This is a genomic window from Undibacterium sp. GW821-FHT07F11, assembly GCF_059418665.1.
The window spans coordinates 182,120-199,275 of record NZ_JBWKQH010000011.1; the positions used below are offsets into that span (position 1 = coordinate 182,120).

Here is a 17,156-nt window from a genome sequence, read left to right on the forward strand (position 1 = left end):
ACGGATTTCATATTAATTCTCAGGATTGAGTGACATGATGGTGCGCTTTAGCAGCGAATTTGAACCATGCGGTGCTGGTGCGCCGACCATGAGTTTCATTTGTTTCGCTTGCGGTGCCAGGTCCAGCGAAGCCCCCAGGCTTTGTTCCAGCATCTGGTCTTCGACGGATTGTTGTACCTGCATTTCCAGATCACGCTTCCAGGTGTAATAGGCTGTTGAGAACGAAGTATCCTGCAAGGCCACCATGCGGCCTATGGTCCATGCGGCGGCGTAAGAAGTGTCAAGCAAACCCGTGGTAGGGTCAAAGATGGTGGCTGCATCGGGCGAGGCTATCGGTACTTGCAACCATGACTGTGTGACCTGGTAAGGTGTCAGCGGGCCACGGTACCATGACACTGTCTGGCCGGACGTGCGCAAGGTTTCATTGAGCGGCACATAGCCCATATTCAATGCGCCGCGTACGACAGCATTGCTGCCCTGGTAGGGTAGGCGCAGAGTGGTATTTACAGCAGCTGGTGGCGGTTGCTTTTTCGGGTCATCAATGATGCGATCATTCAGGCTCAACAACTGGTGGACAAAGGTCGCTGGCTGGCCGGTGCTGAAGAAAGTCCAGGTACTGAGTACTGCCAACCTCAGCGACAAATTGCCATTGTAAGTGTTGCCCGCCGGTGCGCCACCACTGCTGGTACTGGGCAAAAAGTTTTGCAATTCTTCGAGTGACACCAGAAAGGCTACGGTCTTCTTGCCAGTGGCAGGCAGGCGGTTGCCAAATACAACGGAGAATGAACCGGTAGGCTCACCTGGGTTTGGTGTATTGGTCGTGGTTGGCTGGTTGATCAGGCTGACTATACGACCATGCGCCATCTGCTTCAAGTCATCAACACTCGGTGCGATTTTCCAGAACAGGCTCAGAGGCACGTCAATGGTCTGGATGGCATCGGTTAATGTCTCACCGGGTTCGAGACCCAATATTGTGGTGGCACCATTGAAGTAGGAATAATTATTCCCGAGGCTGCTGTTCGTGCCAGATGGCAAGGCAGCCTGCGGGAACAGGTCGGCCACACTGCGGGTCGCAGCAGACAGGCTCAGGCTCAAACCTTCAGCGGCGCAGGTGCTGACATCGTCTTCATCGAGCAACATGACCCACAGCCAGGTCGGTACGTCGGCATCGGTATCTGTACCAGCCTCTGGCGGTGAATATGGCAATTGATTGGTCGGGTAACGTACCCAGGGGAAGGTCTTTTGTGAGAACACCACATGCGGCAAGACGTTGCTGAATTCGCCTGAGGCATTATCCGAGGGGAATACAGAGCTGATCACATTACCCGGCTGTGAAATCGCAAAGCGGTCTGCCGTTACCGCAAAGGTATAGCTATTGCTATAGTCTGCACCGCTGACAGCATTGCCTGCATTGTCGAGTATGTTTTGCCTTACCTTTAACTGATAACCGCCAGCATCCAGGCCAGGCAGGAAATGCTGGATAAAGGATACCTGTTGATGCAGCAAATAGGTTTCATCGTCATTGACAGCCATGTTGATCCACACCTTCAGAAAAAATATTCATCTATACATTATTTGTTGCGCTATTCCAGACAAGCCGCAATTGCTAGGCTGCTAATGCTTCACCAAGCACACCTACCAGTGGCCAGTCAGTCAGGGCTTCTGTCGTGGCCATGGCCGTCAGGTTCAATTGCGCAGGCGCGTAGGTGCCAAAGCCATTGGCCGTCAAATCATCCAGCACGGTATTGCGCTGGCTGCTGACCCAGTTATTCGTCAGCGAGCTGAGTACATAATTCTGGTTCGTCAGCGCTTGCGTACTGGCTCCTGTGACATTGATCTGCAATACTTCTGCCGGGCTGGTGATGGTCGAGGTCACCGTGTAATTCTGGTCAGACTGCTGTGAGGTATAGCTGAAGGTAGTCTGGTTGCCAGCCGTAAAAATCAGCTGTATCAATGGCACATTGTTGACCGTCAACGGGTTGCGCGGCAGGGCCGTGATATTGAAACCCATCAACGTATGTGGCAGCAGGGCCGCAGCATTGGCATCCTTGCTGGCATTCGGGTCACCCCACAATGCGGTATTCGAATTACCCAATACAGGCTGGATTTGCACTTCATTGATGTAGTCAGTGAAGTTGCCGTTATTATCTGCCTTGGTCAGAGTGACGGTATGAATGGTCTGCACGCCTGACAGCTTCATGGGCTTGACGCTGATCGTCGGATTCCATATCTGTGTACTTGAGTAAGACTCGCTGGCTGCCACCAGATGCGGCAAGGCTGTGGTGCTGGCGACAGGCATTACATTCGGTATCGTCGTTGTCGTGCCGCTACCGGTACTCCAGCGCGCCACATTCGACGGTATGGTCGATGCAGTCATGAGCTGGAACTGATTTGGATCGACGATCCAGTCCCAACTACGGCCTTCGGCATCAACGATGTCCTGTTGCAACAAACCTACGGCGACAGATGCAGATGCATTGGTGTCGGTACTTGCATTTGCGCTGGCGGTGCTGAGCTTGGCAGTTTTTGTCATGCTGGCCGATTTCTGCATGCTCAACATACTCATGCTGCGGGCCGACACAGCACTGGCAGAATTTGATGAAGTTGAAGCGCTGCCAGGCAAGAAGTTGTCCGCTACATTCTGCCAACTGACAGGTGCAGGGTTGGGTGCAGAAGAACCGAAGCTGATGGTAAAGCTGACGATGTCGAGATCAACTTCGGCACGGCCACCAAATGAGGGCCCCCAGACCTGCAGATTCGCACCCACGCTGACACGTATCGTGAACAGGCCAAGATCAACCGAGCAACCGACATTGACATAAGCATCTGCCCGGTAGACAAAGGGCGCCCAGGCGATCAAAAAGTCCATGCCGCAATTGAACCAGGCCTTGATGGAACCCAGCGAGAAGGTCGCAGAAAACTGCATGCCCGCCATGAACATCGCTGGTGTCAGGGCCAGGTAAGACGAACCCGATGCCTGGAAAGGCCCCAATGCAAAACCCATTTGCATGCGTGGCACGGCAGGGTACCAGGCCGGTTTGGAATAGGCGCTGTTATAGCCGCCCACCGTGACAACGAAATCACCCTTGTGCGCACCACTGAACCAGATATTGAAGGCAAAGCCACCACTGATCTTGACGAAGTCGCCATACAGGTAGGATGCGGGAGTGACCACACCTGCCACTGCCAGTGCACCACTGTCTGGCGTGAACGAAGCGACGATATCAATCTCTATGTAAGCGAGCGGGCTGCTGGCCCCTTTGGGCAAGGTAATGGAGCAGGAACCCAGCAAACCTATTTGCGTGCTGACGCCAAACGACACCGTGATCAGGGCAAAGGCCGACACCATATTGAAAGACGTGAACTGTATACCAGCCGCTACCCAGTACTGGCCAGGCTGGTTGGTCACAACGGGATTGGTGCCACTGGCCAGTTGCGTCAGTACACTGCTGAAGGCTGCACCGGCATCCGATGGTTGAGCAGGTGCCTTGCCTGGCAACAGCAGGTAACCAGGCAGGGTCGCGATGGTCGGCAGGTTCAACGCATAGTTGACACCAAAACCAAAGGCCAGGCCGGATACATACAGGAAGGGTGGGCCACCCAAAGGAACCTGCAGGTTCGCATAGATGAAGAAGGATGCCGGATTATTATTCTGTGCCGGGGCATAACCACCTATGGCCTTGAAGCCATAACTGGCGACCTGCACGACGACTTCACCAAAATAATTCGTGATGTCGTTCTGTTTGACTTTCAGGAATGCGCCGCCCAGCCTCAGATTGCCGCGCTGGAAATCCATCGCCAGACCATCAAGATCGAAACTGACTGTGTCACCCGCTGGCATACCGGGCAAGGGCAGGGGGAAGGTAATGGACAGGCCTTGCAAGTCCAGCGAAAACCCCCCCACGGAAAACCCGGCAGACAGACCAAACGTCGCTTCACCGCTTTTATAATTCAGGCCGATTTTTTGCAGGTCAACCGGGCCAAAAGTCTTGTTGATATTGATCCAGTTGATGGGGCTGGCTGGCGGGCTGGCTTTGACGCTGCCGCTACCACTACCCTGGTAATAAGTGGCTGGCGCAGTAGAAGCCGGGGCAGCAGGCAAGGCCATGGGCAAAGAGAAATTGCTGACAGCACTATTGCTGCCATCGCGCAGCAGGCCTGCGGTGAAAGCAAACCCTTTTTTATTCAGACTGAAAGTAGTCTGGTCACCTTTCGTATCTATCGCATAGGTATTGCTTTCACGTGAGGTCGGTGAACCTGCCGGCTTTAATGGATTACTGCTTTTCGACACCTGGGGGATATTGAAGCTGACAGGCTTGCCATTATTTTGTGCGGGATCAGCATTGGTATAGCTGAAGCCCAGGTGCTGTAGTGTAAATTCATTGAACACCGGTATGCTGCCGACCAGAGGCAAATCCTTGAATGCCAGGTTGGTATCTATCGAAGCGCCGACCACATAGTTGCTGGTAGTGGAACCACTGGTCAGGATAGTGTCGGCATAAAAGCTGAAGCCAAATTTCTCGGTGCTATCGCCATTCTGATAGATCAGTTCAAACTTGGCTGCCATCCCCATTTCTGTGGTCGTTGCACCAGTGACAGGCTTGGAATAGGTGATCTGCCCGGCCACATAGTCGATGATCGCTTCCAGGTTCAGTTCAGGCGGAAACTGTACATCAACGCCAAACTGCTGGCCGATATAGCTCATGAACTTGCCTATATCGATGGTGGCATCCTGCACAGAGCCGCTGAATGTGTAAACAGATCCGCTCGATTTGCTTTCCACTTCCGCGCTCAGCGAAACAGGAACCGAACCGATTTGCAGGTTCAGGCCAAGGGTAAGGTCTATAGCAGTATTGGATGTGGTAGGCATGGCGGCGCGAGGTCTGGATTATTCAGGGTTGATCAAGGTGATCAGGATTGACTGCTGGCAGAAAACGAAATCGCCAGACTCTCTATCTTGAGCCAGTTCGACAAGACAGGCGGCAAAGCAATCAGGCCAACGTCAGGATTGGAACCTTCTACATCAAGATTGAAAGAAAACAGGAATTCCTTGGTCGTCGAATTGAGGCTGAATTCATAAATGTTGACCAGCGTCTGGTTGCTGGAATTGAAATTGGCCGGGTTCATATTGGGGAATGCCTGGCTGATCAGGGCCATGCCGGGATTGCTGGCGACATTGCCACCACCGAGTTTGGTATTGATGAAGTTGATGACGTCACCAAGATAAATCGTGACAGGCGGATCAAAGGGTTCACGGTCCAGCTTGAATAAAAAGCCATTGCTGGCACCTTCCTGCGAATCGCTCTGGCCCAGTACAATTTCTGAAGCCAGTGGTACATCCTGTTCGCCTATGACCAGCGTGGTTTTAAAATTGATCGTTGTACCCATGGTCCGCGCACCTTCGTTTTCAATAGAGGATGGTTCTATATTCATTTGCCACTTATTTGCCACTTACTTGACGTAAGCAACCGCGATACTGAAATCCTTGACGCCAAAACTGTCGCTGAACAGTCCAAGGTAAGAGCCGCCGTTAGCAGTGGCATTCATGGCAATTTCGACAGAAAATTCGTTGATCGTGCCTGTGGAAGTATCGGCCACGGTGGCAAAATCAAATGTTTCCAGTGTCAGTTGATTCGATATGCCAGTGTTGAAACTGCCGTCACTCATGAGGTCACAGAGGATTTGCGACACTGGCAGGTTTTGCGGATTTTCGAGCGTGCCAGTTACAGAAAAAGTGGGGTCGGATCTGGTCGGCATCTGCATCGCCAGATCATAACTAAAATCCGGCGGCACACTGGGCGGGCTGGTCTGCTTGTCGTAAGGGTAGAGCGCGATCGTGCCGTTGAGTCCCCAGGTCGGTGTCGGGTTGCTGAGAGGATTGCTGACACTGATCCAGATCGCCAGCGGGTTCAGGAATAGCGCATTCGGATACAGCGGTATATTGACTATGCCTATCGAGGTCGAGACATTATTGACGCTGATACTCAGCGAAGGCGTAGTCTTGACATACAGCGACAATTCCAGCGACAGGAGATTCAAGGTCGTGCTGGCCGGGTTGTAGTAATTCGTTGGCAGCGTGGTTGGGAACATGCTGGAAAACTGTGCGCCCGGCACCAGGAAATTCAGGTCGCTCAAACCTATGCCAAAGTTGTCGAACGTGGCACTCATGGTGAACAGGCCATTGCTCATCGGTATCTGCGTGCTCACATTCCCGCTGCCATTGCCTATCTTGACCGTGGTATTCAGATTGAACTGGTCCGTCGTCGGATCGTCATCAACGGTGGCAGATTGCGGCGTGGTGTTCTTGATGGCCAGACTGGCAGCCTGCATAAGCTGACCACCTATGACAGGGATGCAGGCTGCCAGTGCGCTCAGTATCGCGGTATTATTGCTCGACGTCAGATCAATGTTAAGTTCATTGTTCGTGGTCGTGACTGTACCTGTCATGGGCACGCTGTTCATGCCCAGCATTTTTGACAGCACGGCCATGGACTTGCCAGTCGCCTGCAAATCCAGGTTGGCACTGAAATTTGTGCCGCTGATGGGAGAGCCGGACGGTACATCAAATACCAGCACACTGAGTATGGAATTACTCAGCGCCGGGTAAGTGCTGCCATAGACATCGGTAAATTTCCAGTAAGCCATGCGCTATGCCCCTGCTGTTCTTGGTTAGATGACGTTGAATTCCGTGATGACAGGCAGATGATCTGAGACCGCATTGTAGGCATTCAGTACCGCCCTTCCCCTGGCTGGATACAGATTATTAGGCGGGTCAAAAGTGCTGTCCTTGGCTTCACCGATGAGGTCTGCAACTTCTTCCATGCCAGTACCGATGACAATATTTGGTGTTATCCAGAAAATGTTATTGTCATACGGCGCGCTCAGATAGGCAGCTTGCCCTGCCTGGTTATTGTCCAGCCGCTTCCTGACACTGGAGAGTGAATTGTTCTCCAGGTCAGTTCCATAATTGTTCAGGTTGCTGAATGGTCTTACCGTGACACCATTCCCGTTCACGTAGCTGTCCGTCGGCTGACAATTAAAGTCACCAAGGAAAAAGGTGTTCTGTACCGCCGCTGAAGGAGTGTTCACCAGTTGCCTGCAAAAATCGATGGGCGGGCGCATCCTGACAGCGGCACCACCATTCGGTGGAGGATCGTGTATGCCGGAGAAACGCATCGTCGTACCCGGTTTTGACAAGACATTGAAGGCAGCGACCAGCGGTGTCCTGCCGGGCAGGAAGGCATCGGTGACGGTATTGCGCTCCAGCGTCAGTGCAGTTGGGTTCAACTCTCTGGTGTTATAGATGAAGCCTACCGTTTCATGCCGCCCTGTGACAACTGGTACGATGTACTGGTAAGTGTATTCCAGGGGATTATGGTTCATGGCGACCACTGCGGCATTCATCGCATCGCGCAGCGCAGCCAGGGTCGGCAGGCAATTGCCTGATACATTGCTCCCTTTGCGGGAGCCACCGGTCTTGAGTTCTATGACCACGAACAAGTCAACGGGGGCAGAAGAAATAACGCCTTCCCATTGCTCGGCGCCCATGACGACATTGGTCACATAATCAAGAACGGTATTGCCCATGCCATAGGTCTGGAACAGGGGCTGGAAACTGGTGCCCTTGGTGAGCTTGTTGAGACTGACATTTTTCAGATTCCAGGAAATTACCTTCATCGCTCATCTGCCTATGGTTATGCAAGCTCAAAAAACAATAAAATTCCTACTGCTGTGCCGCTAGTCTCTGTCCGTCCTTATACCCGCCTTGTTGCTTGTTGGCACGAGTTTCACCTTCACCCTTTTTCAAGGGTGAAAAACTTGCTTGAATTTCCTGTGGGGAAATGTTTCAGGCGCTAATAAAAACACAACAAATCATGGATTAGAAAAATAGCATCCACATACAAATTAATCAACTGAATTTACAATTCTGGCAAAAATATTAAACATTAATGTCTTTTTGTACATTAATAGCTTAAGCCTGTTTCAGATAAATGCAGGGCTTTTCTGGCATCGCCAGCAAAATCCGGCGCAAGCAGGACAGAGTTCCGTACAATATCGCTTTGTTTTTGCTAAAAAGAAGAATAAGCATGTCCATACAATGGTTCCCCGGCCACATGAACGCCGCCCGCAAGAAGGCGGCGGAAACCATGGAAAACACCGATCTGGTGATAGAAGTGCAGGATGCCCGCATTCCTCAAGCATCTTGCAACCCCATGGTAGAGTCGCTGCGCAACTTTCGCCAACGTCCATGCCTGAAGATCTTGAACAAGGCCGACCTGGCTGATCCCAATGCCACCAAGGCATGGCTGGATTTTTATAATGCCCAGAAGGGCGTGTTCGCCGTAGCCCTGAGCTGCAAAAAGCCTTCCGATGTCGCCAAAGTACCAGGTCTGGCCCTGAAGCTGGCACCACATCGCGGTGTGCCCACCAAGCCACTGCGTATGATGATCATGGGCATACCCAATGTCGGTAAATCGACCTTGATGAATGCCCTGCTCAAAAAACGTGTCGCCAATGTCGGTGATGAACCGGCTGTGACCAAGACCCAGCAGCGCTTGTACCTGGGCAAAAACATGATCCTGACCGACACTCCTGGCATGCTGTGGCCCAAGATAGAACATCCTACTGACGGCCTGATGCTGGCAGCCAGCCATGCAGTTGGTGTGAATGCGCTGATCGAGGAAGAAATTGCGACTTTCCTTGCAGAGCAATTGTTGATCCATTATCCGAAATTCATTACCGAGCGTTATGGCTTTCCGGTCGATGGTATTGATGCGGTCTCCGTCATAGAAGGTGTGGCAAAAAAACGCGGCTATAAGCTCAAAGGTGGCGACTGGGATTATGAAAAAGCCTCACATACGCTGTTGCTCGATTACCGCAGTGGTGCTTTAGGGCGCGTGAGCCTGGAAACACCGGCCAGCCGCGAGCATTTGCTGGCAACCTATGTGCCGCCGGTCTTGCTGGGGCAGGGCAAGAGTGTGCAGACTGGCATGGAGCCAGAACAGGAAGACGCAGAATGAGTACTGCGGCAGACGCGCCATTTGTATTGCGTAGCGACGCAGCAGGTGTCACCACCCTGACACTGAACCGTGGCGAACGCTTCAACCCCCTGTCAGAAGAAATGCTGGCTAGCTTGCAGACTGAGTTCAAGGCCATCGCGCAGGATGAAAGCGTGCGGGTAGTTGTGCTGGCTGCTGCTGGCAAGGCATTTTGTGCTGGCCATGACCTGAAACAAATGCAGGCAAATGCTTCGGAAGCCTATTATAAGAGCCTGTTCCAGCAATGCAGCAAGCTCATGCTGGCTATCCAGAAACTACCTCAGCCTGTCATCGCCCGTGTGCATGGGCTGGCTACTGCGGCGGGTTGCCAACTGGTGGGCATGTGTGACCTGGCTGTCGCCAGCGACCATGCCAGCTTTGCTGTATCAGGTGTCAATGTCGGCCTGTTTTGTTCTACACCCGCAGTCGCCTTGTCGCGCAATGTCTCACGTAAGCAAGCCATGGAAATGCTGTTGACGGGTGATTTTATTGATGCGCAGACAGCAATGCAGCGTGGTTTGATCAATCGTGTAGTCAGCCCTGATCAACTCGATACCTGCGTCGCAGAACTTGCGGCTAGCATCATCGCCAAACCTGCTGTCGCGATCAGCATGGGCAAGCAGTTATTCTACAAGCAACTGGAAATGGGTGTGGAAGCGGCCTATCAACTGGCTGGACAAACCATGGCTTGCAATATGCTTGATGCGTCGGCACAAGAAGGTGTACAGGCTTTTCTGGAAAAACGCCAGCCTGACTGGCCTTGATTTATTTCTCTTCTTGCTTGTAAGTTCTGAGATGATCGGCAATGACGGCGCCGAGTGAGCACCAGACGCCAGCCACAAAGCAGGTGTACAAGACTGTATATGAGGTGGGGAGCTGGGCAGGATTGTCACTATAGGCAAAACTGGCATAGGTATATACCAGCGCTGTGGTAGCAATGCCCAGCAAATACCCATGCATCATTGGCGACTTTTCAGCCAGATAGCCTACCAGCAAGCCAGGCACCACATACTGAGCAAAACCAAAGATGGCCATGAACAGCGAGTTCCCCCATAAACCGCTATCTGTGTTCACCAGTGTTGCCGGTGCCATCGATGCTTTCAGCAGCGCAATAAACACGAAATACAGCAAACCATACACGACGGTCGACAGGGCGATCGCCTGGGTGTTGGGTTTGGAAATAAAAGGGTGGAATGCCATAGGGGCAAGATTATACTCTTTGCTGCTGAAGAATTGGGCGCAATTGAGTGTGTTTTGTGCCATTCTTTAAGTGTATCGCTTGCGACCATTGCGCTGCAATATGAACGGCAATCCTGGCAACGTCATTCCAGCGTGCTTTGGGCTGAAATCTAGAGGCGTTCTTGCATACCGTGTAGCTTGAAATTAAATTGCCCTTCGTGGAGCAAGCCGGGTCTCGGCCCGGCAGCCGAAATACTTTCTTTGCGTCGCCAAAGAACGTATTCAAAGAAAGGCGACCCAGGCGTCGTCGCCCCCTAAAGGGGTTCCCGTTTGTGCAGTACAAAAAATGGGAAGATCCGAAACTCGCCTCGCTCAAACAGCGGCTCTTCTTTATCCATTTTCTGTACCGCACAAACGGCGTCGACACATGGGAACTGCGAAAAGTCAAAACCAACCCCAACGTCATTACGACCTTGGTTCATATTCTTTTGGTTACGGTGTGAGTGCTTCTACCTCACCTACCCAATCACCTTGCGCGCAAACGACTCCAGGTAATCCATCAAGCCATCCGCCGCTTTGGCTGCCTGTTCTTCATTGCCTTTGGCAATTGCCTTGGCGACCAGCATGTGGCAGCGGGCGCCTTCTTCTATGTCGCCTTCGTGCTGGAAGGCATACCAGAAGCGGCGGCATTTGATGATGAGGGGGATGACGGCGGCGACCGCAGAAGGGTTGCGGCAGGCCTCGTGGACTACGTGATCGAGGGCCTGGTCGGCGGCCATGTAGTCGTTGAGGTCATTGCGCTTGGCGGCGACCAGCATTTTGTCGGCGCATTCTATGATGTCTTTGCGGTGTTGCGGCGTGGCGCGGCGGGCGGCGCTGGCGGCGATCAGGCGTTCGATGACGCGGCGGGTTTCTATCAGCGTCATGTGCTCGGCGGCTTCGATGTCGCTGATGATCAGACCGCGTCTGGGCATCTGCTGTATCAGGCCATTTGAAGACATGCGCATCAGGGCTTCGCGTAGCGGGGTACGGCCCAGACCGGTTCTTTCTACCAGTTCAGACTCGACTACGGGTGAGCCGGGTTTTAACTGCAGCGTGACGATCATGCTTTCTATAGCGTCATAGGCAACGTCGGCAGCGCGCAGCTTGGGGGCAAAAGCGGGTGTTTTTTCAGGAGTAGCAAGCATCAGATATCCATGTTCTGTATTTTGTATGGATTTTACCTATTCGTGTACGAATTTTACCTTGTAAAAAGCCAGACTCATCAAATTCTGCGCGTTTTTCTATAACTATCGCAGTTTTTTGATGGATAGCAATATATTCCTGTCTCTAATTTTGCCATGGGCTGTCCTTATTTGCTGATGATTTGCGCAGAAATCGGCATAGGTGTAGATTTTAGACTGGATTTTGAGATAAGCTGCACTTTTCTAATATAATTTAAATATATTTAAAAATTAGATTAATTGCAACATAATATTTTCCATTCCTTTTTCACCCTTTCTCGTCCTTTTTGTTTATGGAGTTGATCAATTGACGCTGCCAGCCCCCCCCTTTCCCGCCCAGGAAAAACGTCAGCTAATGGCCAGCCAGATGGCGAATGTGTTTTTTTCTGAAAGCCTGTTCGATGCCATGCCGGATATCGTCTTTTTCGTCAAGGATAATGAAGGGCGTTATCTGGTGGTAAATCACACTCTCGTCAGGCGCTGCGGTGTCAGGGACAAGGAGGCCTTGTTAGGTAAAAAGGCGGAAGAGGTGTTTCCTTCCTCACTGGCAACTAGCTATGCAACACAAGACGCACTGGTCTTGAGTGGTAAAAAAGAAATCCATGATCAGCTCGAACTACATCTGTACCCTAACCGTTCGCCAGGCTGGTGTCTGACGCAAAAAATCCCTTTGCGTGATACCCGTCATCAAATCATAGGCATGACCGGCATTTCACGCGACCTGGCCATGCCTGACCAGCGCCATCCTGTGTATGCCAAGATTGCTGCAGCGGTAAAGCACCTGCATCAAAACTATACGCAAACTATTGCCATGGCAGACCTGGTCAAACTGACGGGCTTGTCGGTGGCGCAGCTGGAACGTAATTTTCACAAGATATTTTCGCTTACACCCAGGCAGATGATGGTCAAAATCCGCTTGGACGCTGCTTCTTCCTTGCTGGCCGAGTCACAATTAAGCATTACGGATATCGCCGTAGCCTGTGGTTACCAGGATCACAGTGCTTTTTCCCGTATCTTTAAGGCGACAGTCGGCATGACCCCCAGTGAATATCGTGATGTAGTGGTACGTAGCTAAATGCAGATAGATGTTTTCTTACGGCAACTTAATTGTCACTCAAATGACAATCTTTGACGGGGATGTGTTTTATTCTTTGGGCAATGCTTTACAGAAACTCTGTCAGGCATAAAACCAAAATACCTTCTGGCATCTTGCACAGAAGGAAATAAAACACTGGAGACACTATGTTTGTAAAATTAAATCGCTGTAAAGCGATGGCCAGGCTTTTGCTCGTCAATTTGATGTTGTGCTGTAGTGTCAGTGCCTACGCAGATGCGAATGACATCATCATTGGTCAATCGACTGCTTTGACCGGTACCCTGGCTGAACTGGGTGTTGCTCATTCCACCGGGGCCAAAGCCTATTTCGACTACATCAATTCACAAGGTGGCGTGAATGGCCGCAAGATACGTCTGGTCATCCTGGATGATGCCTACGACGCCACTAAATCCATCGCCAACGCGAAGCAGTTAATAGAAAAAGAAAAAGTCGTCGCCTTGTTCGGCATGCTGGGCACACCGGCCAATACGGCGCTGATCCCCCTGCTGGATGAAGCCGGCATAGTCAGTTTTGCGCCAGTGACTGGGGCAGAAGTGGTGCGCAAGCCGTTTAATCGCCGCATCTTTAATATTCGCGCTGGCTATGTCACCGAAACCGAAAAAATCATTGACCATCTGAGCGTACGTGGCATCAAAAAAGTGGGCGTGGTGGTTCAGAACAATGCCTTCGGCAAGGAAGGCCTGGCAGGCATAGAGCAGGCAGCCAGCAAGCGCCAGTTGAAACTGGCATCTACCGTCAGCGTCAATAGCGATTCATCTGATCTGGAAAAAGCGGTCAGCAACATGGAAGCCGCAGATGTGCAATCCATTATCCTGATCACGGCGGGCAAAGTTTCCAGCGACTTCATCCTGGCGTATAACAAAAAGGTCAAGGGCATGCAGTATTTTGCGTTGTCAGTACTGGCTTCGCAGGCGGGTATCAATGCGCTGGGTAAGGATGGCGTAGGCGTCATCATTTCCCAGGTGTTGCCTTTCCCGTTTTCTGCTACCACGACGCTGGTGCGTGACTATCAGAAAGTCATGAGCAAGATGGGTGTCAAGGAATATTCTTATCTGGGCATAGAAGGTTTTCTGGATGCCAAGGTATTTGTCGAAGCCATCAAGCGCGCTGGCAAGGATGTTAACAGTGAACGCCTGATCACCGCACTGGAAGGCATGGGCCGCACAGACTTTGACGGCTTCATCGTCAACTTTGGCAAAAATAATCACCAGGGCTCAGACTATGCTGAGCTGACCGTGGTGTCGAAAGACGGGCGTTTTTTACGCTAATCCCTGATATGCCGCTTGATTACTGCTGAGTTATCTTTGAGGTCATCAAGCGGCAAACTGCTTAGCGTATGCCCCAGACAAAGGGGTCGCGCTCATCCAGCAATAACTGCGTTTCAGCATTGACAAAGGCGCTGCCACGCAGGCTGGGCAAGATCTTGCCATCTTCTGCATAACGGTAGCTGGCTTCAAAGACGCTGCCGAGTATGCTTTCCTGACGCCAGACCTGGCCTTCTTCCAGTTTCTTATCCGCTGCCAAGCAAGCCAGTTTGGCGCTGGTGCCGGTACCGCAAGGGGACCTGTCATAGGCTTTACCGGGGCACAACACAAAGTTCTGGCTATGGTTGTCGGTAGACATGGGTGGACCAAATAATTCTACATGATCGATCAGGGCACCGTTTTCGCCAGTGATGCCTTGTGCTTCCAGTGCTTTGCGGACGCGCCAGCTGAAGTCTGTCAATTGCTCAACGTTTGACAAGCGCAGGTCTTGTCCATGCTGATTGATCAAAAAGAACCAGTTACCACCCCAGGCGATATCGCCACTGACCTGGCCATGTCCGGCAACATCAATTTCCACCGCCTGGCGATAACGGTAGGCGGGTACATTGTGCACTGTCACCGTGTTGTCGGCATGCAGCTCTGCTTCCACGATACCGACCGGGGTTTCTATCTTGTGCTTGCCTGCCTTGATCTGGCCCTGGTAGGCGAGAGTAACGATGAAACCTATCATGCCGTGGCCGCACATGCCCAGATAACCGACATTATTGAAAAAAATTACACCAGCCGTGCAGGATGGATCATGCGGTGCGCAAGCGAGCGCACCGACAATCACATCCGAACCGCGTGGTTCGCAAACAGTCGCTGAACGATAATGATCAAATTTGTCACGGAATACCTGCAAACGCGTAGCCAGGTCACCCGCGCCCAGGTCGGGGCCGCCATCAATAATAATGCGCGTAGGTTCACCACCAGTATGTGAATCAATGACCGAGATTTTTTTCATGTTTTTGCCAGTGTGGAATGTGTTTGCTGAGGTTTGCTGAATCAGATTGTTCGAGGTAAAGGAAGCCTGATTCATCAGGGAATACTTATTGGCGTCAGCTTAGGCAAAACTACGGTAGCTGTCTTGACACAAATTCAGCAGGTGTGCGACGAAATCAGCATAGCCATATTGGCAATGCTGGCCCAGGTTCAGAGAGGTGATATACGCTCAATCCACCTTGCCGGTATTTGCGAAATTCTTGTAGCGCGTGATTTGTTCGCCCAGCATGCCATTCACCATAGGGGCCATTTTTTCAAAGCCGCCCAGCATATAACCACCTACGCTATAAGTCAGCACCAGTTTGCTCAGAGCCGGGCTGTTCTCAACTGCTTTTTGCGGGATAAAATCCCAACTCATGCTGCCAGCCAGGCCGTGTGCCTGCATGGGGCCTAGTGCGCCTGACATGCGCAAGGCTTTGCCAGAGGCAGCATGCACTACGCTCATATGCTGTACGCCGCCCCCGTTAGGGTATCTCTCACAAAAACAGCCACCTGGCCGGGCATCAATGCTCAGGTTCCTGGTGTTATGCGTATAAGTGTGTGAAGGGTTCCACCAGTTGCCGACATTGACTAAAAGCTCATAGGCTTCTTCGGGTGGTATATTCAGTGATACTTCATGACGTATCTGGAAACCATTACTACTTATATTGACAACTTCTGCCGTCGCCGGGGTACCCAGACCAAGGAGGGCAGAGGCGGCGAAAATGCGCAGGCAAGGGTTCATCTGTAACTCCTTTTTGGTGGGCCATCAAATTCAGGACGTGAATTTCTCATGTTGAAGCACTTTTTTGATGCATACAGATGGTAAAGTACGTTTCGTGTTTTGACCATGCGATAATCAGTCAGACCTGAGGAAAAATTAAACTTGTTGCATGAATCTGTATCCAGCCCAAACTGAAAATGCCATGCCCAAAGAGATCAAGCAACGCCTGACTGGCGGTTTGCTCATCTCTATCGCCGTGCATATCTTTATTCTGTCGCTGCAGTTTGGTTTGCCTGGCCTGGGTATGCCGGGGTTGGAAGCCCCCTGGAACAAGCGCAGGGCCGAGTCACCGCAAATCACGGTACAGATCGCCAATGCCGCTCCAGGCAGCAACGACAAGCCTGCCGCGGCTAGTGCCGCTGTTGCTACCTCTGCTGCTGAATCGTCTGCCCCCATTACACCTGTAGTGCCAGTTAAGGAAATTACACCCAAGTCTGATCCTGCACCTGCATCCACAGTCGCGGCAGCCAGTGTGAAAGAAAGCGGTGCCACTGCAAAGGCTGAAAGCAAGGCAGCCAATTCCGGCATACGCCTGGTTGCACCACAAAAAGCCGCACCTGCACCGACGCCAGTACAAACCAAAGTGGCCAGCAAGCCGCGGGCTGTGCAAAAAGTCAAAACTGATACTGCACCGCCAGTAGCGCAACAGCGCAAGGTCATGGCACCTGATGTGGCACGTGTGATTACACAGGACGTTGCACGTGAAGACAGTTTTTCCATGGCTGTACCTAATCCTGACGATGTACCCAAAAAAGCTGATGCGGAGCCTGATCCTAAAAAGCAATATGACAACATAGCGCAAGAAGGCGTGGAGCAGGAAACCCCGCAAGAAAAAGCCGCCAAAGAGCAGGCGAAAGAACAAAAACGCAAAAAGCGCGAAGAACTGATGCGCAAGCAGGCAGATGAACTGGCACAACAAGCCAGCACCAATGGCAAGGCCGAACTCCAGCAATTAAGCAAGCAGTTTGACGATGAAAATCGTAAACTCGCCGATGACGCCAGCCGTCAGGCAGCAGCTGCCTTAGCCCTGCAAAAACAACTGGAAGCAGAAGAACAAAACCGCCGCGCCCAGCGCGAAGCAGCCCAGGCTGAAGAAATCAAGGTAGCAGAACAAAAACGTCAGGACGACAACAAGCGCCAGGAAGAAGAAAGACAGCAAAAATCCCAGCAACTGGCACAGCAGTTGGCCCAGGCACAGAAAGAACAGCAACAGGCCAAAGAACAACAGCAGCTAAAAGAAAAAGAACAGCAAGTCGCGCTGGAAGCAGAAAAACGCAAGCAGGAAGAACAGCGCCAGCAAGCCGCTGCACGTCAGAAACAACAAGAAGAATTGGTCGCCAAACAAAAAAATGAAGAGCAGCTAGCCAAACAGAAATCGGAAGAGCTGGCGGCAAAACAAAAGGCAGATGAGCAACGTGCCCAAGCACAGGCACAAGCACAGGCACAGGCACAAGCACAAGCACAAGCACAAGCACAAGCACAAGCACAAGCACAAGCACAAGCACAAGCACAAGCACAAGCACAAGCACA

13 protein-coding genes and 1 pseudogene are annotated in these 17,156 nt (G+C 51.8%); 5 read left to right on the top strand and 9 right to left on the bottom strand.

The genetic code is table 11. The annotated features are described in order from the left end of the window. Positions 1–12: 12 nt before the first annotated feature. From AC07OI_RS25420 to AC07OI_RS25440, 5 genes are all read right to left on the bottom strand, one after another. Positions 13–1,533 carry a hypothetical protein gene (locus AC07OI_RS25420; protein ID WP_495259154.1) on the bottom strand — a complete coding sequence of 507 codons (1,521 nt, stop codon included), beginning with the start codon at positions 1,531–1,533 and terminating at the stop codon, positions 13–15. A 73-nt stretch (positions 1,534–1,606) separates the two neighbouring features. Continuing rightward, positions 1,607–4,870, bottom strand: coding sequence for a DUF6603 domain-containing protein (locus AC07OI_RS25425; protein WP_495259155.1), 3,264 nt, complete (start codon positions 4,868–4,870; stop codon positions 1,607–1,609). Positions 4,871–4,911: 41 nt separating this feature from the next. Then, positions 4,912–5,433, bottom strand: coding sequence for a hypothetical protein (locus tag AC07OI_RS25430; RefSeq protein WP_492706982.1), 522 nt, complete (start codon positions 5,431–5,433; stop codon positions 4,912–4,914). A gap of 18 nt (positions 5,434–5,451) precedes the next feature. Beyond that, positions 5,452–6,645, bottom strand: coding sequence for a hypothetical protein (locus AC07OI_RS25435; protein WP_495259156.1), 1,194 nt, complete (start codon positions 6,643–6,645; stop codon positions 5,452–5,454). A gap of 24 nt (positions 6,646–6,669) precedes the next feature. Further along, on the bottom strand, positions 6,670–7,677 hold the full coding sequence (locus tag AC07OI_RS25440; RefSeq protein WP_492706986.1) for an exonuclease/endonuclease/phosphatase family protein: 1,008 nt from the start codon (positions 7,675–7,677) through the stop codon (positions 6,670–6,672). Between the two features lie 410 nt (positions 7,678–8,087). On the opposite strand from AC07OI_RS25440, the gene ylqF reads away from it, so the two are divergent. Next, positions 8,088–9,020 (top strand): ribosome biogenesis GTPase YlqF, encoded by a 933-nt coding sequence (gene ylqF / locus AC07OI_RS25445; protein ID WP_495259157.1) that lies wholly within the window; start codon positions 8,088–8,090, stop codon positions 9,018–9,020. After that, complete coding sequence (locus tag AC07OI_RS25450; RefSeq protein WP_495259158.1) at positions 9,017–9,802, top strand: enoyl-CoA hydratase; 786 nt, start codon at positions 9,017–9,019, stop codon at positions 9,800–9,802. Before ylqF ends, AC07OI_RS25450 begins: the two co-directional genes overlap by 4 nt. Position 9,803: 1 nt before the next feature. On the opposite strand, the gene AC07OI_RS25455 is transcribed toward AC07OI_RS25450, so the two are convergent. Together AC07OI_RS25455 and AC07OI_RS25460 are read right to left on the bottom strand one after the other, a co-directional pair. Beyond that, entirely contained in the window at positions 9,804–10,238 is a 435-nt protein-coding gene (locus AC07OI_RS25455) for a hypothetical protein (RefSeq protein ID WP_495259159.1), read from the bottom strand. Between the two features lie 497 nt (positions 10,239–10,735). Further along, the gene (locus tag AC07OI_RS25460; RefSeq protein WP_492706993.1) at positions 10,736–11,404 is read right to left on the bottom strand and encodes a GntR family transcriptional regulator; all 669 of its coding nucleotides are present in this window, start codon (positions 11,402–11,404) and stop codon (positions 10,736–10,738) included. Between the two features lie 343 nt (positions 11,405–11,747). On the opposite strand from AC07OI_RS25460, the gene AC07OI_RS25465 reads away from it, so the two are divergent. Further along, a complete protein-coding gene (locus AC07OI_RS25465) occupies positions 11,748–12,515 on the top strand; it encodes a PAS domain-containing protein (RefSeq protein ID WP_495259160.1) in 768 nt (255 codons plus the stop codon). Positions 12,516–12,682: 167 nt separating this feature from the next. Beyond that, positions 12,683–13,825 carry an ABC transporter substrate-binding protein gene (locus AC07OI_RS25470; RefSeq protein WP_495259161.1) on the top strand — a complete coding sequence of 381 codons (1,143 nt, stop codon included), beginning with the start codon at positions 12,683–12,685 and terminating at the stop codon, positions 13,823–13,825. Between the two features lie 61 nt (positions 13,826–13,886). On the opposite strand, the gene AC07OI_RS25475 is transcribed toward AC07OI_RS25470, so the two are convergent. Both AC07OI_RS25475 and AC07OI_RS25480 read right to left on the bottom strand, forming a co-directional pair. Further along, positions 13,887–14,825: a 4-hydroxyproline epimerase gene (locus AC07OI_RS25475; RefSeq protein ID WP_495259162.1), complete on the bottom strand. Its 939-nt coding sequence runs from the start codon at positions 14,823–14,825 to the stop codon at positions 13,887–13,889. Positions 14,826–15,032: 207 nt separating this feature from the next. After that, positions 15,033–15,587 (bottom strand): SRPBCC family protein, encoded by a 555-nt coding sequence (locus AC07OI_RS25480; protein WP_495259163.1) that lies wholly within the window; start codon positions 15,585–15,587, stop codon positions 15,033–15,035. A 181-nt stretch (positions 15,588–15,768) separates the two neighbouring features. Between AC07OI_RS25480 and AC07OI_RS25485 the strand changes: the two are divergent. Then, positions 15,769–17,156, top strand: a pseudogene (locus tag AC07OI_RS25485) (hypothetical protein); the annotation flags it as partial.